The sequence below is a fragment of the Sulfurovum xiamenensis genome (assembly GCF_030347995.1).
GTDB classification, from domain to species: Bacteria; Campylobacterota; Campylobacteria; order Campylobacterales; family Sulfurovaceae; genus Sulfurovum; species Sulfurovum xiamenensis.
The window spans coordinates 280,845-300,612 of sequence record NZ_JAQIBC010000001.1; the positions used below are offsets into that span (position 1 = coordinate 280,845).

At 38.1% G+C, this 19,768-nt stretch carries 15 protein-coding genes; 5 read left to right on the forward strand and 10 right to left on the reverse strand.

Going from position 1 to position 19,768, the window contains the following annotated elements; translation table 11 throughout:
- Positions 1-147 precede the first annotated feature (147 nt).
- From PF327_RS01510 to PF327_RS01525, 4 genes are read left to right on the forward strand one after another with little or no spacing between them, the layout of a single operon-like run.
- Positions 148-2,196 (forward strand): glycosyl transferase family protein, encoded by a 2,049-nt coding sequence (locus tag PF327_RS01510; RefSeq protein WP_289401027.1) that lies wholly within the window; start codon positions 148-150, stop codon positions 2,194-2,196.
- Entirely contained in the window at positions 2,193-4,622 is a 2,430-nt protein-coding gene (locus PF327_RS01515; protein ID WP_289401028.1) for a tetratricopeptide repeat protein, read from the forward strand. The genes PF327_RS01510 and PF327_RS01515 overlap by 4 nt, the downstream gene beginning before the upstream one ends.
- A gap of 56 nt (positions 4,623-4,678) precedes the next feature.
- Positions 4,679-6,421: a DUF2334 domain-containing protein gene (locus tag PF327_RS01520; protein ID WP_289401029.1), complete on the forward strand. Its 1,743-nt coding sequence runs from the start codon at positions 4,679-4,681 to the stop codon at positions 6,419-6,421.
- 21 nt (positions 6,422-6,442) lie between these two features.
- On the forward strand, positions 6,443-7,498 hold the full coding sequence (locus tag PF327_RS01525; protein WP_289401030.1) for a glycoside hydrolase family 26 protein: 1,056 nt from the start codon (positions 6,443-6,445) through the stop codon (positions 7,496-7,498).
- A 92-nt stretch (positions 7,499-7,590) separates the two neighbouring features.
- Here the strand turns inward: PF327_RS01525 and PF327_RS01530 are convergent, their stop codons facing one another.
- The 10 genes from PF327_RS01530 to htpG form a co-directional block, all read right to left on the reverse strand.
- Positions 7,591-9,723 (reverse strand): polyribonucleotide nucleotidyltransferase, encoded by a 2,133-nt coding sequence (locus PF327_RS01530; RefSeq protein WP_289401031.1) that lies wholly within the window; start codon positions 9,721-9,723, stop codon positions 7,591-7,593.
- A gap of 76 nt (positions 9,724-9,799) precedes the next feature.
- Positions 9,800-10,486, reverse strand: a complete 687-nt coding sequence (locus tag PF327_RS01535; protein ID WP_289401032.1) for a phosphoribosyltransferase — start codon at positions 10,484-10,486, stop codon at positions 9,800-9,802.
- On the reverse strand, positions 10,464-10,736 hold the full coding sequence (locus PF327_RS01540; protein WP_289401033.1) for a DnaJ domain-containing protein: 273 nt from the start codon (positions 10,734-10,736) through the stop codon (positions 10,464-10,466). Before PF327_RS01540 ends, PF327_RS01535 begins: the two co-directional genes overlap by 23 nt.
- Complete coding sequence (locus PF327_RS01545; protein WP_289401302.1) at positions 10,736-12,778, reverse strand: LPS-assembly protein LptD; 2,043 nt, start codon at positions 12,776-12,778, stop codon at positions 10,736-10,738. Before PF327_RS01545 ends, PF327_RS01540 begins: the two co-directional genes overlap by 1 nt.
- Before the next feature lie 31 nt (positions 12,779-12,809).
- A complete protein-coding gene (locus PF327_RS01550; RefSeq protein ID WP_289401035.1) occupies positions 12,810-13,265 on the reverse strand; it encodes an RDD family protein in 456 nt (151 codons plus the stop codon).
- A 9-nt stretch (positions 13,266-13,274) separates the two neighbouring features.
- Complete coding sequence (gene purD, locus PF327_RS01555; protein ID WP_289401036.1) at positions 13,275-14,543, reverse strand: phosphoribosylamine--glycine ligase; 1,269 nt, start codon at positions 14,541-14,543, stop codon at positions 13,275-13,277.
- Between the two features lie 365 nt (positions 14,544-14,908).
- The gene (locus PF327_RS01560; protein ID WP_289401037.1) at positions 14,909-15,505 is read right to left on the reverse strand and encodes a uroporphyrinogen-III synthase; all 597 of its coding nucleotides are present in this window, start codon (positions 15,503-15,505) and stop codon (positions 14,909-14,911) included.
- Positions 15,506-15,576: 71 nt separating this feature from the next.
- On the reverse strand, positions 15,577-16,515 hold the full coding sequence (locus tag PF327_RS01565) for a cation diffusion facilitator family transporter (RefSeq protein ID WP_289401038.1): 939 nt from the start codon (positions 16,513-16,515) through the stop codon (positions 15,577-15,579).
- A gap of 2 nt (positions 16,516-16,517) precedes the next feature.
- A complete protein-coding gene (locus PF327_RS01570; RefSeq protein ID WP_289401039.1) occupies positions 16,518-17,171 on the reverse strand; it encodes a hypothetical protein in 654 nt (217 codons plus the stop codon).
- Positions 17,172-17,268: 97 nt separating this feature from the next.
- On the reverse strand, positions 17,269-19,131 hold the full coding sequence (gene htpG, locus PF327_RS01575; protein WP_289401040.1) for a molecular chaperone HtpG: 1,863 nt from the start codon (positions 19,129-19,131) through the stop codon (positions 17,269-17,271).
- 142 nt (positions 19,132-19,273) lie between these two features.
- Between htpG and PF327_RS01580 the strand changes: the two genes are divergently transcribed.
- Complete coding sequence (locus PF327_RS01580) at positions 19,274-19,765, forward strand: SixA phosphatase family protein (protein WP_289401041.1); 492 nt, start codon at positions 19,274-19,276, stop codon at positions 19,763-19,765.
- Positions 19,766-19,768: the final 3 nt, after the last annotated feature.

The window sequence follows — 19,768 nt, forward strand, 5'->3', positions numbered from 1 at the left end:
TGTCTTTCGGTATAAAAATATTCCATACGATTTATTTAATTTTAACTTAAACAATATAATAAATTATGATAGAATTAAATAAGGGATATAGGAAAACAAAGCGTATAAAATTTGTTTTTCCCCTCATAAAAGGACAAGGAAAAGGGAATGGAGTTTGTAGATTATGTTGTAGCATATTGGTTAGTGATAAAATATTTAGTATTTTTTGCAGCTATTATTATTTTACTAAGTAGTATAGATGATTTTTTTATAGATTGTTATTATTGGGTCCGTCGTATATGGCGAAGGTTCACTGTATACAAAAAACATAAACCATTTAATGTTAATGAGCTTTATAAATATAAAGAAAAGCCTATTGCTATTATGGTTCCAGCATGGCAGGAGAAAGGGGTTATAGCAGATATGGCTGCCTTGGCTGCTTCAAGCTTTGAGTATTACAACTATCATATATTTATCGGTACCTATCCTAATGACCCCGAAACACAGCATGATGTGGATATGGTAGTTGAGCATTATCGAAATGTTCATAAGGTTATTACTCGTACCCCTGGGCCCACAAATAAATCAGATTGTCTCAACCACATCATTGAAGACATTTTCTTATTTGAAAAAGAACATAATATAGAATTTGAAGGGTTTGTTCTGCATGATGCGGAAGACTTGATACACCCTTTGGAGTTAAAGCTGTTCAATCACCTCATTGGTAAAAACGATCTCATCCAGATCCCTGTTTTTCCGTTTGAAAGAGAATGGTATGATTTTACTACAGGACATTATGTAGATGAATTTGCAGAAAATCATGGGAAAGACCTTATTGTGAGAGAAAGTATCTTGGGATTTGTTCCAAGTGCAGGTGTAGGAACAGCCCTGAGCAGAAAAGCCATTGATAAACTCAAAGAAATACACAACGGTGACGTCTTCTTAATTGATACACTTACAGAGGATTATAATTTGGGCTACGAGCTGTTTCATGAGGATATGAAGCTCATCTTTGTGAGAATACCTGCTGAACTGGAGTATACAACCAGAAATAGCTATGGTAAGGAAAAAAACAGGAAAAAACAGGTCCTCATCAGCGTTAGAGAATTTTTTCCTTCCACATTCCGTCAAGCGGTCAGACAAAAAGCAAGATGGATTACCGGTATTGCACTTCAAGGATGGCAACAACTTGGATGGTCTAACAGTGTGAAAACCAACTATATTCTTTATAGAGATAGAAAAGCCATTCTTACTAACCTTGCGAATGTACTAGCTTATATTCTTGTGATTAATATTCTTGGGATGACACTGTATACAAAAATCACTCAGGATATATGGTGGTTCCCACCTATCATTGAAAAAGGGGATTTACTCTGGTACCTTCTTATCATTAACGCTTTTTTCTTTCTTAACCGTATCATCCAGAGAATGTATTTTACCCATGAAGTCTATGGTATCAAAGGAGCATTACTGAGTATCCCAAGAATTATTTGGGGAAACTTTATCAACTTTTTTGCCATGTTCAAAGCATTGGCTCAGTTCTTTAAACTTAAAAAAGAAGGGAAGCAGATTCCATGGGATAAAACAACCCATGATTTCCCGCTTCGCAGAAAATTCCATAAAAAACTGGGAGATATTCTATTAGAAGAAAAACTCATTGACCAGGCTACCCTTGAACAGGCCTTGGAAAAACAAAGAAGTAAGCAGAAGGCATTAGGTAGATTACTGTTAGAAGAAAACATTATAAGCGAAACAGATCTGGCAAAAGCGATGTCCATACAAAGCAATCTGAAATATATCCATGGCATATCCCAAGATGAAGTAGACATTGAGACCATGAATAAAGTCGATCACTATTCATTGCTTGAAAATGACATTATTATCCTCAAGACTGTCGATCATGTACAACCTATTATTTCATCAGGGCAGGTAGTCGATGTAGTCGTAGATGAATGTAAAAGAAAGCTATCTGATCGTACCGAACTTTACATCACCAACGAAAGCACCATCATAACTATTCAAAAAAAGGTACTTTTCCATGATCTGAGTGAGACAGAGTTTAGCCAGCTTCGTAGCGTACTCAAGAAAAAAATGATTCCAAGAGGAATGGTGGATGAAATTTTAGAGTATAGAACACAAAACAACCAAGACTTTATTACCAGTTGCCAACATTTCGGCTTTTTACCTGATGACCAACTTACAAGGATCGACGCATGAAACGAATACTAGTATTTATACCTCTTTATTGTATTACATTCTTAAATGCCAATGTTGTGAATAACCCTGTAGATCATGTAAAAGAGGAATTCACTGAATATCGAATCTACCCCAGATTGCAAAAAGCTGATAACTACATTGCTGAAGGCAAGATCAAAGAAGCAAAAGAACTTCTGTTGAAAGTGTTAGAGATTGACCCGAAGAATGCTAGAGCGGGCAATAGAGTCGTTGTACTCTGTATGCAGGATAAAGATTTTAAATGTGCTAGGAAGTATGTTGATCTCGTAGAACCATCTACTTATCAAAAATACTACGAAGGTTATAGCGCTTTTGAACTGCAAGACTATGCTCAAGCCCTGAAAGCAGCATCTTCTATAGAAGATGCTACGACGCTTAAAAGAAGTGAACAGGAACTTAACAATAATATCATTTTAAGATCAGCCATTATGTCTGAAAATAAAGAAGCAACCGATACCGCTTTAGAAAAAATACTCCATCCGAGATATAACATGTCATCTTGTCCGTCTGAATCTTTAGAAATTATCTCTCTACTCTTTGCGCATAAACTCTTCGATGAAGCGTTTGCAGAAACCCGTTTCTACTTAGACCATTGCAAGTCACAAAAGATCCCGGATGAGAAACTTGCTATTTGGTCCGATCTTTTGAGAAAAGAAAACCTGTTTAGTCACGAAGAGAGTATCATTGCAACTATGGAAGAGGTCGATTTGAAAAATGAACATACTTTATCCATGTATATAAAAAGCGGTGATGAAACAAAAGCTATCGAAACAATGGAAAAGATATATCATGCGGAACCTTCTGATGAGAATAAAGCACGTCTGTTATATCTTTATGAAAATGCCAAGATGCAAAATAAAATCATTACACTTTATTCGGAAGTATACGAACTTAAGAAAAACCCGGAAGATCTAAAAAGAGTGCTTTATCTCAAAAAGGAGCCTGAACAGCAGTATCAGTTGCTAGAGAAGTACTACCCTTATGCAGGACTTACGAATGAAGAAAAATTTAACTTTTCAGTCTCACTGATCAAGTTTTATAAAGAAGAGCACAAGGTCAATCAAGTACTCTCTATCGTTGATGACCTCACACTGCTTGAACACTTAACGGACAAACAAGAGCTCTATTTAAGCCATCAGTATAGTGATTATCATCAAAACAAAAAAGCGATCGCACTCATGGAAGCACTCTATCAAAGTGACCCACGTCCTCAATACAAAGAAAGACTGGTGTACTTGCGTAACAGAAACATCATTCCGAAGAAAGCACAACCTCAAACAGTGCAAAAGAAACCACAGATCAAACCAAAACCTACACGTGAAGATAAACTAAGGTCTGAGACACAGTTAGCGTATGATCTCATCCATGAAAAGCGTTATGATGAAGCAAGTGTGCATATTAAAAAAGCTCTTCAATATGAACCAAACAATGCAGTAAGATATGAACAGCTCGGACAAGTGTACTATGCTCAGGAAAAGTATGAAAAGGCAGCTGATGCATTTGAGAAGGCATCAGAACTTAATCCAAGATCAGGCTATTATGAATCATTGGGTTACTGCCAAATTAAATTAAAGGACAAAAAAGGTGCTATAGAGAGTTTTAAAAAAAGTATCGATATCGTGAAGCAGGAAGAACCTGAAAACATTGACAAGCTCTATCAATTAAAATACAGTGTAGCCGAATTGGACCGAAATTTCTTTGGGTATTTGACCTATGGTATGCGGCTTGACTCCTACAATAATACCGGCGGAATATCTCCCATACTTTCTGCCAACTATGGCGGATTTTCTGCATTAGAGCTTCATTATAAACCGGAAATTTTCAATGACTATGCTACAGTCTATGTCAAAGCACTGGCTGGAGTACGAGACCAAAGTTTAGCCATTAGATCAGAGACATGGCAACCATCACTAGGACTACGTTTTCAACCATTAGAAGATGAAAGACTCTACTTCTTTATAGAAAAATTCTTCAAAGGTGGGGATGAGAGTCGTGACGATACCATGCTTAGAGCATCATGGGAACTCTTTGATGGCTATGACTTTTACCCTACTACAACAGAATACCCGTGGAAACATCTGTATATGGATAGTGTCTACTATCTGGACAATGGCACCTACAGTCTCTATGCAAACTATGAACACGGATATGTATGGAAAAGCGGATACCAAGATGCATGGATGCCTTACCTTTGTACTTCTGCAGGATACACTAACGATAACGGTCCAAAAGAGACGCTCAAAAGATTTGATGTAGGTGCAGGGATCTCCTATTTTTTCTGGCGTAATGAACGTGAATATAAATCGCATCAATATACCGGAAGAGCAAGACTGGAATACCGCCATCAATATGCGGGAGATCCGGAAGATGACCATGCACTCAGACTCATGCTTGAGTTTTTCTTTTAAGGAATCCCATGAGATAAACAGCCATTTATGAAGCATCATATGAAAGGAGGCTGACAATGAAAAGAGTATTTAAATTTGGTACATTGCTGATGTACCTTCTGTTTTTCGTTTCTTGCGGAGGTGGCGGAGGCGGCAGTGGTGTGACAACACCACCTGCTGATCCTGATCCGGCACCTATAGCTCTTCCTTTACCAAGTAATAATCCTCCCTTACAAAATGTTCTGATAGTGTACGATACTGCAGGTCCCTATGGTGAACAGGGAAAGATCAATGCACTCTTGCTTGAAAATCTCCTGGGTCACTTTGATCTAAACATTACATCTAAACCGGCTGATACATATATATCCAATGAAATTATTGATAAAAATATTACTACTGTATTCTATCTTGGTACTACCTTTGATGTATTAGGTTATTATGCTAACGGTTCAAACGAATACAATAGCTATATGAACTTCTATAAAGATACCGCAACACAGAATAAAACAGTTGTATGGATCAATTATAACCTTGATCTATTAGAAACAGAATGGGATGCAAATGCAACCAACTGGGGGGTCAGTACATTTGAAGAGTCGACTGGATTTACAAGTTTTGGTACAGACACAGATTATAATCGTGTCTGGTATAAAAATACAGAACTCTATAAGGGTGTTATCCCTTTTGCAACACCAGGTGCAGATACAACAAACTGCTATAATGAGGGGAACAATACCTATGCATGTGCGCTGGAACTTAACACCATTTTAATCTCCAATGAAAATAAAACAACTATCTTCGCTGAAACAAACTCAACATTCAATTTATCTATATCCAATGAACCCTATATTACACAGTCTGGAAATTTCTGGTTTGTAGGTGATATCCCTTTTACATATATGTCCGAAGAGGATAGATATCTAGCCTTTGCAGATCTTTTGCATGATATGCTTGGTATAGACCACAATGAAGTACACAAGGCGATCATGAGACTGGAAGATGTCAATGCAGAAACAAATCCTTCTGATCTGACAGCAATAGCAGACTATATGCAAAGCAAGAACATACCATTTAATGTTGCAACAATTCCTCAATATGAGGATCCATTTGGTGTCTATCATAATGGTCTTGATACTACGATTAAACTATATGAATCACCTATTGGTGAAAAACTAAAAGAGTATTATTTTGAGAGACGTATAGACATTGTACAGCATGGATTCACACACCAACTCTATGATTACATCAATCCATACAATGGTGTTACAGCAGATGATTTTGAATTTATGATCGTAACAGATCTCAATAACGATGGTAACTATACCTATGTAGGACCTTCGGAAAATGATGATGGTGCTTGGGCAAAACAGAGAATCATAGATGGTAGGACTATTTTAGATGTAGTTAGTATACAAGCGTTTGCATGGGAAGCACCACACTACATGGCCGGTCCAGACCACTACCGTGCTATCAAAGAGGTCTATCCGATACAGTATTCAAGGCTAATCTACTATCCGGATGAGAGTGATAAATCTAAATTTGTCGGGCAATTCTACCCCTATATCATCAGAAAAGATACCTATGGATATTATGTCATTCCTGAAAATATACACAATATAGAAGATGCCCCAAATGAAGGATACAGAACGATCACATCTACAGATATCATACGTTTTTCCAAAAAATTGAAAGTCGTACGTGACGCTGTTGCAAGTTTCTATTATCACCCCTATCTTGGAACAGATGAACTTTCAAAGATCATACCTGGATTGCGAAATGAAGGATATGAGTTTGTAAGGGCTACCTCATTGGTAGAGTAGCTGATAAAAATGAAAAGCGTAATGTTTCACCTATTGAAGCTGCCGATTCTCGTTTTCTTTCTGCTTGTTGGCTTTCAGGCAGGATACGGCAATGAACTACCCGGGCATACAAAAGCCCAATGGCTCACTGAAGCTCTAAATGCACTTGCAAATGGAAGATATCCTAATGTCAAAGCGGTTGCATGGTGGAATGAAAACTTTAATGATACAGAGTTAAGGATAGACTCATCCAAAGAGAGTTTACTGGCCTATCAAAAAGGTATCAAATCATCAAACTTTATATCACAGGCACAGATCGTTTCCAACAAACTTCAAATACCTCCACTCGGAGCTATCTATCATGCGGCAAATCCAGATTTTGGTGGAACAGAGGATAATGTTACCTCAGAGCGTATCAAATGTTTTGAAGCTTTGGCGCAAAAGAAGATCGTTTGGGCATATTTCTCCAATAACTGGTATGATCATATAAAATTTCCTCTATCTGAAGTCAAAACCATTCATGAAAGCGGGAACATACCTTTTATCAGGCTCATGCCACGAAGCAACTTTAATGAAGGCGGGCCCGATCCTGAATATACGATGCAAAAGATCATCGATGGAGCGTTTGATAAAGCACTGAGTGCGTGGGCTATGGATGCCAAGGAAATAGACATACCTTTACTTGTGGAGTTTGGAACAGAGGTCAATGGAGATTGGTTTCCATGGAATGGTAGCTATAACGGAGGAGGAATCAAACATCTTTATGGTGACAAAAACAAAGAAGATGGGCCGGAACGCTTTCGTGATGCTTATCGATATATGATAGATCTCTTTCGTGCACATGGAGTCGATAACATTACATGGTTTTTTCATGTAGATGCATTTGGAGAACCGCAAAAGAGCTGGAATAGCATCGAAAAATACTATCCTGGTGACAAATATATAGATTGGATCGGGATAAGTGTCTATGGACCACAAACAAAAGATGAACCCTACCGATCTTTTGTTGAAATAATGGAGACCATATATCCTGCTCTTCGCAGGATATCAGATAAACCCATTGCGATCTTGGAATTAGGTATCACAGAGCTAGAGTAAAGGAAGAGAAGGATTAACTAATTTTAGAGTATACACAGGAAACAAACCCTCTGTACTTTATGCATAAATGGACAAAGTATAGAAGAAAAAATTTAAGCTAAAAACTCTGGAGTTGCCAACTCGACCTTTTTACCTTTTTGTTCCATGACCACCACAGTGATCTTATCACCTTCGCTGTATCTTTCTGAAAGGTTATTAACACGTTCTTTGGCTACTTTTGAAATATGAAGCAGCGCATCAAAACCGTCTGGCATTTCAACAAAAATTCCGAAATCTACGATCTTTTTCACTTTACCCTCATAGCTTTCACCGACTTTATATTCCATTTGCTTTTTCACAGGGGATGAAGCGATCTCTTCTATATGGGCTTTTGCGTCTGCTACTTTTTCTTTGTCTTCACCTGAAATTTTTACGCCACCTACATCACGGTCAAGATCAACGGAGACTTCAAACTTTTCTATGATCTCACGGATCGTTGCACCTGCTTTCCCGATGATATCTACTATCTTGCTTGGATGTACTGTAAAATGTTCTGTACTAGGAAGTGCAGCACTTGAAACAATGTTTTTTTCTGCTTCTTCCATAATATTAAGAATATGATTCTTTCCCTGGCTGGCTTTTTGTAATGCATCTCTTAGTACAGCCAAGTCTATACCACCGAGTTTCATGTCCATTTGAAGTGCGGTGATACCCTTTGAAGTACCTGCTACTTTAAAATCCATATCCCCATCATGGTCTTCCAGCCCCATGATATCTGTCAGTACAGCATACTTGTCACCTTCACTCACTAGACCCATAGCGATACCTGCCACAAGTGCTGTAGTATGTACCTCAGCAGCACGCAATGCCAATGCACCACCACAGATAGTCGCCATAGAGGACGAACCATTACTTTCTAAAATTTCAGAGACCAAACGGATACTTCCATCATAGTTTAGATCTAAAGTAGGTTCTAATGCTCTTTTCCCTAAATTACCATGTCCAAGCTCTCTTCTACCAGGCGCACCTATAAATTTCGCTTCTCCTACAGAGTAACCTGGGAAATTATAATGTACCATGAAGTTCTCTGACTGAGCGTTTTTCTCAGTGATCAATTCATACATCTGTGCATCTTTTTTATCGCCAAGTGTCACCGTGACAAGTGCCTGAGTCTGGCCACGTGTAAAAAGACATGACCCATGTACAGAAGGTAAAAGATTTGTCTCGATGCTGATAGGTCTTACTTCATCGAGTGTTCTGCCGTCTGCACGAATATTTTTATCTAGGATCATCGCTCTAACCACTGTTTTTTTGTAGCGTTCCAGGACTTTGGATACCAGTTCTTTATCTGCCTCTTTACCCTCTGATTCTAGAGCTTCCATGATTTTCGTACGCACTTTTTTAAGTTCAGTAGAACGCTCACTCTTTGCCATATGTGAGATAGCTTTTTCGACATCCGCTGCATAATTCTTTTCTATCATTGCATACAGTGATGCATCTATTTTCTCTTCAGCTAATGGTAGGTCCAGGGGTTGTCTTACCATAGGAGTAAAGGCATCTGCATAAGCAGTTGATGCTGCATCTATAGCTTCTGCTGCCATTGCGATCACATCAACCAGTGCTGACTCATCAAACTCATTGGCACTTTGTCCCTCTTCACCCTCAGTGGCGAGTGTACGCATCTCTATCATCACTACATCTTTACCTGAACCAACAACCAAAAGATCCAGTTCACTCTCTGCCTGTTGTGTAAGTGTCGGATTGATAACGATATCATCTCCGACTGTACCAACTCTGACTGCAGCGATACTTGTGGTCACTGGGATATCTGAAACATACAGTGCTGCATTTGCCGCATGTAAAGCAGCTACCTGCATATCAACCTCTGAATCTGCACTTACCACCATCACTGTGATCGTTACAGGATAGTGAAACCCTTTAGGGAATAACGGACGTAAAGAGCGGTCAACGATACGAGATGTCAGTGTTTCAAAGTCACCAGGCTTTGTCTCTCTCTTGATGAAACCGCCAGGGATCTTGGCTGCAGCATAAGATTTTTCCATATACTGCACAGTTAAAGGAAGAAAATCCTCATCGACTGCTTTTTCATCGACTGCAACAGCTGCTATCAGTACCGCTTTCCCCTGTCGGTACATCACTGCACCACTTGCCTGCTTTGCTATTTTATTAAATTCATATTTTTCTTCGAGACTGTTTACCTTGATCTCTATGTTTTGTTCTTTCATTCGTTTTTCTTTCCTTTTAACTGTTAAATACTTTCATACTATGCTGTTTTACATGTTTATTTTCATAAAAATATATTTATTCTACTTCTTTTGGTTTTACTTCTTGATCATGGACCATGGAGGATATCTCTTCAAAATTCAATCTTTCAAAATCTTTGTAATAGTATTCTATCGAAATATAGTCTTGTATCTTATGAGGACAAAATACACCATCACACACCGTAAGAAGATTTTGATAGACACCTTTATCCAATATAGGTGTTGCAATAAAAATATTTTTAGCTCCTCTTGCGATGACCGACTTCAGTGCAACCATCATGGTCAGTCCTGTTTCTATACACTCATCAGCTAAGATAACATATTTCCCCTTGAGAGAGATCAAGTCCTTGCCTTTTCGATATTTATAGACATAAGAGAGTACTTCCTCTTCATACTTTCTGTGGGCTTCGCCATAGACATAGTCTTCATTGATCTCAAATGCATCTACCAGTGCTTTATGTATCACCACTTCTTCTGTTTCGGAGACCATTGCGATAGCCAACTCAGGGTTATTCGGTGCCAATATAGGTTCTGCGAGTAAAATATCCATCTGTGCATTAATAGACTTGGATATCTTATCTGCAAAATAAACGCCCCCTTCACTGACACCTATCACTACCGTTTCATTTTTTGTGAATAGCTCTATAGGAAGCGTCTCGATCAACTGTTTTGAGGCATCTTCTCTATCTTCAAAATAGGCATTAGGGTTTGAATCGTTGGGCATAATCTGCTCCTGGGAATTGTTTGGAAATCTCTTCTTCATCAAAAGTATAACGAAACTCTTCTATATACTTCATCAATAATTTATACGCATGATTTAACTGCTCCATGTTTTCAACATCTCCACCCAGGTCAGGGTGATTCTTTTTAGCCAAAAAATGGTACTGTTTTTTTATATCTGCTTTGCTGATCAACTTAGGCAGATGTAATATCTCTAACGCTTTTTCTATCTCATCTTTAGGATTGATATTCATTATTCTGTTCCTACTGCACCAAAAGGAATAAAGTTCAACTGCAAATAGAAAGTAGTATCCTCTGTATAGCCTGTTGGCCTAGGTACAATGTCTTGTCGAACAGAAGCTGTAGCATTCCAGCAATCACGATGATAACTCCCCCCAAATCTCCACTGCTTACTTGATGCATCATCCACATCATATGTGACACCGCCATTCAACTTCATTTGTTCATTGAGTGTATATCCAAAAGAAAAATAAACTTCATTTGCATTGATATTACCGGTAATATACGTCGGTACATCAGGTAATATTTGTTTATAGGTATGCCCCAAACTAAAATGGGAACCTTGTTCATTCAAGGTAATACGGCTGGCTGACTCACGTATTTTACCATACTCATGTGAATAGATCACATTATTATACAAACTCCACCCATTCCAGTTGTACTGCATTTCATTACTCAGATCAGCAAACTCATAGCTTCTGTCAGGGTTATAGGTCTGCGTCAATCTTTGAAAAAACTTTAAATTCATCATTTCATCATAAAAGTATTGGCTTAAATTAAATGCATAGTGCTCTTCTGGTAACCCTACCGTGAACAATGCTGTTTGGTTCACATCCAGTGCAGACAATGAAGGGGACTTGTATTCATTCCCAGGTCTAATGTATGATAAAGCGGGTTGCAGTACATGGGTAAAGCCATCATATTTTTTCGTTAGATCTGTAAAAAGTTTTACCTTATGTATATTACTATAATACTCAAAATCATCATAAAGGTACTCTCCATTACCAAAAAAGAATTTACTGTAATATAACTCTTCTCCAAAGGAGAGGTTCAAAAAATCATCAAAAAAGGAGGTCGTGAATTCCACTGGTACCTTGAGCTCTGCCTGACGCATAGTTGTACCTTTTTCTCTATCAAAATTATTGATACGGAGATCTGCACTATAGGTAAGATTATCCCATAGTAAATGACTTAAGTATTTATGTAATTGTATAGAAGGCAGTATCTGTAATGTATCACTATTATCTTCTTTTCTTGTATCGATAAAATATTTGCTATTGAATCCTGCATAATAATCATTGTTATAAAGAAAATAATTCACTCTGGATTCCTGTAAAGGAATAAGTCCAAAATGTTTCAAATGACTTTGCTGTAAATTCAAATAATCGATATCATTCAGATAAGTGGTATTGATATAGAGACCATCTGTAAATCCAGTGGGTAATTTATGAGAAAATACTTTAGAAGATTCATAGTTGAACTCTACCCCATAATGACTACCATTTGGAAGAGAATTCTCCTCTATATACTCCGTTTTATCTTTGAAATATCCTACCCTTAACTTTCCAGATGAATACGCTGAGTCAACAAAACGTAACGTACTATACATCCCTATACTTCTTGCCGTTCGAATCTGAGGGTTAAACTCTATATCCATTCTTGGAGAAATAGCCCAAAAGATAGGTTGTTCATACAAAAATCCCCCATTGGATGAATACCCAAAAGCAGGGAAGAGAAGCCCTGAACTTCTTTCTTTATCAGTAGAAAAAGCTAAATACGGTGTGTAAAACACAGGAATATCCCATAAATATACTTTTGCACCATAGATCTTTATATAGTTTGTATCACTATCGTATAAAGCATCTGAAAAAGCCATTTTCCATAAAGGATCTACTATATCACAACTGGATATCAGAGATGCACCCAACGTGTAGTTGCTTTCTTCTTTATGTGCATCATCCGAAAAGATCCACACGTCATTTTTACCGATAAGAAAGAGTTCGTCAAAAGTGACCTCTTTCGACTCTGTATGAATTTCAAGATGATTGGTATGAACTTTACTTCCTTGATATCCCAGCATTTCGATCTGACCATCAAGCACAAGTATTTTCGTGCTTTTGTCAAAATATGCAGAAGATGCTTTTATCACAGAATCTTCATAATATACGACCACATTCTCTCTAGCTTTGACTAAGTTTTTAGTCGCATCCACATGTTTTGCTGTGATCTCTATCTTACTGTTATCTGAAACAGCATGCAGTATTTGCACACCCATTACTATAGATACAAGAAAAAAAAAGATCTTTTTAGTCATTCACAACTACGCAGTTAGAGAGTTTATCATGAAGCGTTTGTCTAAGCGGTACAAAAAATGCCATAAGAAAGCCTAAGTAAAAGAGTACTTCACTTGGAATTCTTACTGAAGCACGTAAAAATGCCTTTTGAAAACCAGGAGTTTCTCCTGTTTCTAAGTCTATGACTTTGATCTTCATAAAATACTTACCTAGTGTCATACCATTTTGCCATATCAAAACAGTATGATAGAGGAGTTTTATAGAGAGTACCACCAAAAGGTTTTGAGCGATAAAAGCATTGATATTTTCAAGTGCTGCTTCATCTACCACTGTGATATTTGAAAGAACTGCAGAAAACTGATCATAAAAAATAATAATAAAAAACAGTGTGATAACAATATCATCTATCACAAAAGAAGTAATTCTTTTTTGAAGACTTGCAATAGGCAAGGAGAGAGATTCAGACATCTCCACTTCCTAGAGTGCTTGATATGCAATGTCTGTACGACACTGCTTGCCTGCAAAATGTACCTGCCCTACTAACATATAGGCACGCCTTTGTGCCTCTTTGATACTGTCACCAATACCTACACAAACCAGTACTCTACCGCCTGTTGCATAGAGTTTTCCATCTTCACCACGCGTGACTCCCGCATATGAGATATGTGCATTTTCCTTTACCTCTTCATGGTAGATATCATCTACAATGATCTCTGCAGGCGGTGTACTTTTATAAGGATAGTCTTTACTTGCCATCACGACACCAACTGCATATTTGTCATGAAACTCTATCTTGGCATTTTTAAGATCACCCGTTGCTGCCTTATAAAAGAGTTCAGAAGCCGGAGACTTAAGCAGTGGCATCAACTCTTCACATTCAGGGTCACCAAAACGTACATTATACTCAAGAATTATAGGCTCACCTTTTACCACCATCACACCGATAAAAAGTACACCCGTAAACGGCATACCTTCAGCTTCCATACCCTTCAGTGTAGGCTCTATCACTCTTTCGTTCAGCTTACGATAGATCTCATCATTGACCAGCGGTGTAGGCGCGTATGCACCCATACCACCGGTATTGGGACCTTCATCATTATTAAGAAGTCTTTTATGGTCTTGTGCAGCAGGTAAAACCACATAATCTTTTCCATCACAGATAGCAAATACAGAAAGCTCATAGCCATCCAGGAACTCTTCCACAACGATACTGGTTCCCGCATCACCAAATGCATTGCCTGAAAGCATTTCACCTGCGGCTTTTTTTGCCTCGTCATGGCTTTGTGCGATGATCACACCCTTACCCGCACAAAGTCCGTCTGCTTTCACTACGATCGGTGCATCAAGTGTCATGATAAAATCATAGGCATCCTGCAGTGAATCCGTTTCAATATATTTTGCGGTAGGAACATTGTGTCGCGCAAGAAAGTTTTTCATAAAAATCTTGGAACCTTCAAGTTGTGCAGCTTGGGCTGTGGGTCCAAAGATCGTAAGACCTCTCTCTTTAAATACATCAACAATACCACTGACCAATGGTGCTTCAGGCCCCACAATAGTCAGTTCGATACCATTGGCTTCAACAAAATCTGCCAATGCAGAAAAATCACTGATCTCTAAGTTCTCACCTAATGTGTCTGTTGCTCCATTACCCGGTGCAAAATAGATCTTCTCTACATTCTCATCTTTTGTCAATGCCAAACCAATAGAATATTCTCTACCGCCGGCACCTATTATCAATACGTTCATTTACAATTCTCCGAAAAAAGTTTAATTATCACCATAATATGCGGTCTGATTAGCAGGGATGACCATTGTGCGTAGAGGGTTTTGGAAAGGTAAGAAGGCGAACTTCCTTGTCCGTCAATGACCTTTCCAAAGTCCTATGCGTGCAAACATCGTCACTAATAAGACCCGGGCGAGCGTTCTGTGTCAAGTCGGCCCTATATAGCCAACGGTGTAGGAGAGAGTCTCTCTTTAGGGGATGATCTCTCGCTGACCAAGTCAAGCTCAAACGAAAACATCCACACACTAAGAGACTACATGTCCCACTAAGAATAAATGTTGGACCCCAAATACAGTAGTCGCATCACCTAGGCTAAATATATTATAACCTATTTGGAGTTAGAAGTGAGTAAAATTTGCTTTGCTTTTAGTATACAGGCATCTATTGTTGGTCTATCTGCTGCTTCGTAGTGTACCCCGTCAGGTAAATGTACTTTTGTCGCTTCACCTATCACAACAGCTGTATAACTATCGTCCCATTGAAAATTTTTAAAGAAACAATGAATCGTCGAGGGAGATGTGAAGATGATAATGGCATTTCTACCTGGTTTATCTTGTTTATCATAGCGAATGCAGGATGTTTCATAAATAATTTGTTCCTGAAGTGCTATCCCTGCCGTGGCTAAAAATTTTTTGGACTCAAAAGAGACTTCTTTGGGACGTAAGTATAAAATCTTTTTATCTTGAAATTGCGTGATGATATCTTGACTGAGTCTCTCAGCATAAAATGATTTGGGTTGATAGATCACATTTCCACCCAAAGATTCTATCTCTTTTGCCGTTGCTGAACCTATGGCTATACATGGATATTTTTTCCATTCAGGATTTAATGCTTCTGCACTTTTGACCGCCTGCTTGGAGGTAAAGAGAAGGGTGTCACATTTTGAAAGATCTAGCGCTGAATGTAGAAGCGAAAAACATATCATGGGTAGATGTATCGTTCCTTCCTTCCGTAGAGGGGATAAAAGATAAATCATACCATCATTTTGAGTCATGATTACTTGTTTGCCACTCTGGATAAATGCTCACCATTCAGCATCGCCACATTCATACGTTCGTCATCATAAGGATCAAAGTGTGGTGTGATGACCCAGTTTTTATTGGTATCTAGTAAAAAGATTTGATCCTCTACTTGATCGGCGATACGGTGTGCTTCAAGCAGCAACATATTAGGGCGTAAAACCATATGAAATTCTACAAAGTTAGTGGTACCGTCCGTACGAGTTTTAAGCCAATGGTGACTTGTGATTTCAGGATGATTCGAGAGGATCTTTGCAATGTTTTCCACCATATCTGCATCCAGTGCACGGTCTAAAAGTATCTCTATACCTTCTTGAATGATCTCATAGGCAGAGTAGATAATATAAAGTCCTATTCCTAAACCAAAGATCGCATCAATCGCATCAATTCCTGTCAGATATACCAGTCCCAGTGCCAGCAGAACAGCAGCATTACTCCATAGGTCTGTTGTATAATGTAAAGCATCTGCTTTGATCACAAGATTGTCTGTTTCCTTTGCAACTTTCAAAAGATACTTAACTAAAAGATAGGTAATGATGATAGAAAGTGTCATTGCCACAATGGAAGGGGTAAGAAGCGTGGTCACAGATCCACTGCTTAACTTTTTAAACGCCTCATAAATGATATAGATACCCGACATAGTAATGATCGTCCCTTCTATGACCGCAGCAATAGCTTGGATCTTACCTTTACCATAGTGGTATTCATCATCTGGATGTTCTTCTGACTTTTTAATCGCAAAAAAGTTAAACCCGGACACCAACATATCTAAAAGTGAGTCAATTGCAGAAGCAAGTACCGCCACTGATCCGCTTGCTATACCCAAAACCAATTTTAAGATCACCAAAAGTGTTGCAACCGAACTTGACACAAGTGTGGCTCGTTTTTGTGGTGACATTTTTAACGCCTGACTCATATTCATACTCCTCTTTTTTCTTTCATCATTGTCAACCCATTGAGTGTTAACAATCCCACAGATACCATAAAATAAATTATAAGAAGTATACATAATCCACGACTTACTACATCCAAGAAGGTGAAGAAAAGTGTAATACGATACAGTATACCTAGTAGGACTGTATATTTCACTATGTTGTGTAAACGTGTATAGAATGTAACAATAGTTATTTCACGGCAATTGTCACATCGATCTTCAATCGCTTTTTGCTGATGTTTATCCAAAAATGCATAAACAAACTTTAACACATAACGTGACAAAGTAATGATCACAGCTATTCGAATGATAACAAAAAATGCTTCTAACCAAAAGCCCTCTGGTATCTTAGCCCACAGTGTAAAGAGAAGTGCTTTAAGACTCTTCCCCTCTGAGAGATAATAACTACCAAATATGAAGACACCTATGAGCCCAACCCATAACAGCATCTTCAGTACAAAAAAGAGATAGTGTTTGGCTTTCTCTATTTTAGCCTCATGTGTTTCATACGAAGAGGTATTTTTCATCAACCCGAAAGCAAACTGGTAATGCAATTTAAGCATAAAATGGAGTGCTACTACAGCACAAAGAAGCACTCCAAATGCAATCACTTCTTCGTATAAATTTGGGATGTTCATATGTAATGGCCTCAATGTTAAATGAAAAATGATTTTAGCATAGTTAGATTTAAATGGCACGGGAGAGTTTGCCCGTGCACTAAAATATAAAGAAAAATTAGAGTGCTTTTGTCGCTAACGAAGCTACACGTTGTGCGAATGCTCCCTTATCTTTAGGTTCGAGTCCCTCAGAGAGTTTTGCAGAATCCAGAAGTATCCATGAGAGATCGGAAAAGAGCGATTCGTCATCAAGTTTATCGAGCTTTTTGATCATTTCATGGTCAGGATTGATCTCCAAGATCAAAGGTATCTCCGGCATTTCCTGTCCCATTTGTGCAAACATCGCTGCCATGCTCGCCATAGGATCTGAGCTGTCTTTCAGTACACATGATGGACTAGATGTCAGTCTTGTCGAGGTTTTCACCTCTTTAACCTCTTCACCCAATACCTCTTTGATCTTATCCGTAAGCGATTTGAACTCTTTAGAGATCTCTTCTTTCTCTTCTTCCGTCTTAGAGTCTGGTGCTTCAATCGTTGTAATGTCTTTAAGGTTCCACTCTTTATAGGAACCTATCATAGGAGTAACGATACTGTCCACCTCTTTATCATCCATGATAAGTACTTCGATATTTGCTTTTTTATAAGCTTCAAGAAGTGGAGAGTTTCTGAGTACTTTTTCATCATCACCTACGATATAGTAGATCTCTTTTTTCTCAGAATCACCACGGCTCACATACTCTTCAAACGATACAAGACCTTCTTCTGTCGAACTTTTATACTTGACAATATCGAGCAATAACTCTTTGTTCACATGGTCTGTGTAGATACCCTCTTTCATTACTCTATTGTATTGTCCAATAAATGTATCTGCCTCTTCACCGCTTAGTTTCTTAATAGCCTGGAGTATCTTCTTTGTTGAATTTTGCTTAATGTTGGCCAAAATTCTGTTTTCCTGGAGTAACTCACGAGAGACATTCAACGGCAGATCCTCAGAGTCAATGATACCCTTTACAAAACGCAGATACGGTGGCAGTAACTCTTTGTTATCATCAGTAATAAATACACGCTTTACATAGAGTTTTACACCTGCTTCATAATCTGCTCTGTACATATCCATAGGCGCAGTTTTAGGGATATAGAAAAGTGTGGTAAACTCATTGGCACCCTCTACTCTATTGTGTAGATAGCTCAATGGTTCATTATCTCCATGGGCCAATGTTTTATAGAACTCTACATAATCCTCTTTCTTCAAATCAGATTTTGGAAGTGTCCAGAGTGCAGTAGCCGCATTTATCTGTTCTGATTTATGGACCATTTTAGTCGTTGCTTCATCCCCTTCACCTTCTGTCTCCTCTTCAGAGTAGTTCAACATAATAGGGTATGCAATGTGGTTTGAGTACTTCTTCACCACCTCTTGTACTCTCCACTTATCTAAGAACTCTTTTTCATCCTCTTTAAGTTTAATATAGATGATCGTTCCATGCGCTTCCTTCGTCACAGGTTTCACTTCATACTCACCTGTACCGTCAGTGCTGAACATGTAAGCCTGCTCTTCACCTGCCTTTTTAGAGATCACATCTACTTTGTCTGCAACCATGAACACAGAGTAGAACCCTACCCCGAACTGACCGATAAGATTTGAATCTTTTTTAGCATCACCGGTCAAGTTTTCCATGAATGCTTTTGTACCAGACTTGGCAATGGTCCCTAAGTGGTCCATCAAATCGGTCTCATTCATCCCTATACCATTATCACCGATGGTAAGAGAGTTATCCTCTTTATCTAATTTAATAAATACTTTTCCAGACCACTCATCCTTCTTGAACTTTTCATCTGTAAGAGAAAGATAATTAAATTTATCTAACGCATCTGAAGCATTAGATACAAGTTCACGTATAAATATCTCTTTGTTTGAATAAAGAGAGTGTGTCATCAGTTTTAAGAGTTGACCGATCTCTGTTTGAAATTGATGTTTTGCCATGCTATTTCTCCTATAGTGTATTAATTTTGTGGGATTATAATATATTTTTCTAAATTTTACAAGTTTTCTGAAGGAAACTTTAGTGTTATTGACTAAAGTATTTTTGTTTTAAAATATTTCTTTATCTTGCTATAATAAAAATATGAAAAATTTATACCTTATAAGACATGCAAAATCAGATTGGAGTGATGAGAGTCAAAGTGACTTCGATAGGGGTCTCAATAAAAGAGGTGAAAAAGCGATCCCTACCATGGCAAATGCACTCAAAGAGAAAAAAGTAATGCCGAATCTCATACTCTCCAGTTCAGCCAAAAGAGCCCAACTCACAACCAAAGGTTTAGCCAAAGAGATAGGTTATACTGGAAAAATAAAATATATCGATGCTCTTTATATGGCAGAACCTCTGGATGTCATTTCCATTATTAAAGAGATCAAAGACAAATATGATGATGTGTTTATCGTTGGGCACAATCCCGAAACAACTGAATTAACAGACCTGATGCTCGATGACTACATTGACAATGTGCCTACTTTAGGTATCGTCGCTTTGAAACTTCCTATCAAGCATTGGAAGAAATTAAAACCCGAAAAAGCAAAACTGAACTTTTTTATTTACCCCAAAATGTATACATGACCT

Coding starts and splice junctions, on each gene's coding strand:
- purD (WP_289401036.1), bottom strand. CDS start 14,543: ATGAACGTATTGATAATAGGTGCCGGCGGTAGAGAATATTCTATTGGT.
- PF327_RS01540 (WP_289401033.1), bottom strand. CDS start 10,736: ATGAATATCAATCCTAAAGATGAGATAGAAAAAGCGTTAGAGATATTA.
- PF327_RS01535 (WP_289401032.1), bottom strand. CDS start 10,486: ATGCCCAACGATTCAAACCCTAATGCCTATTTTGAAGATAGAGAAGAT.
- PF327_RS01515 (WP_289401028.1), top strand. CDS start 2,193: ATGAAACGAATACTAGTATTTATACCTCTTTATTGTATTACATTCTTA.
- PF327_RS01580 (WP_289401041.1), top strand. CDS start 19,274: ATGAAAAATTTATACCTTATAAGACATGCAAAATCAGATTGGAGTGAT.
- PF327_RS01565 (WP_289401038.1), bottom strand. CDS start 16,515: ATGAGTCAGGCGTTAAAAATGTCACCACAAAAACGAGCCACACTTGTG.
- PF327_RS01545 (WP_289401302.1), bottom strand. CDS start 12,778: ATGGGTGTGCAAATACTGCATGCTGTTTCAGATAACAGTAAGATAGAG.
- PF327_RS01525 (WP_289401030.1), top strand. CDS start 6,443: ATGTTTCACCTATTGAAGCTGCCGATTCTCGTTTTCTTTCTGCTTGTT.
- PF327_RS01560 (WP_289401037.1), bottom strand. CDS start 15,505: ATGATATGTTTTTCGCTTCTACATTCAGCGCTAGATCTTTCAAAATGT.
- PF327_RS01510 (WP_289401027.1), top strand. CDS start 148: ATGGAGTTTGTAGATTATGTTGTAGCATATTGGTTAGTGATAAAATAT.
- PF327_RS01520 (WP_289401029.1), top strand. CDS start 4,679: ATGAAAAGAGTATTTAAATTTGGTACATTGCTGATGTACCTTCTGTTT.
- PF327_RS01550 (WP_289401035.1), bottom strand. CDS start 13,265: ATGTCTGAATCTCTCTCCTTGCCTATTGCAAGTCTTCAAAAAAGAATT.
- PF327_RS01530 (WP_289401031.1), bottom strand. CDS start 9,723: ATGAAAGAACAAAACATAGAGATCAAGGTAAACAGTCTCGAAGAAAAA.
- PF327_RS01570 (WP_289401039.1), bottom strand. CDS start 17,171: ATGAACATCCCAAATTTATACGAAGAAGTGATTGCATTTGGAGTGCTT.
- htpG (WP_289401040.1), bottom strand. CDS start 19,131: ATGGCAAAACATCAATTTCAAACAGAGATCGGTCAACTCTTAAAACTG.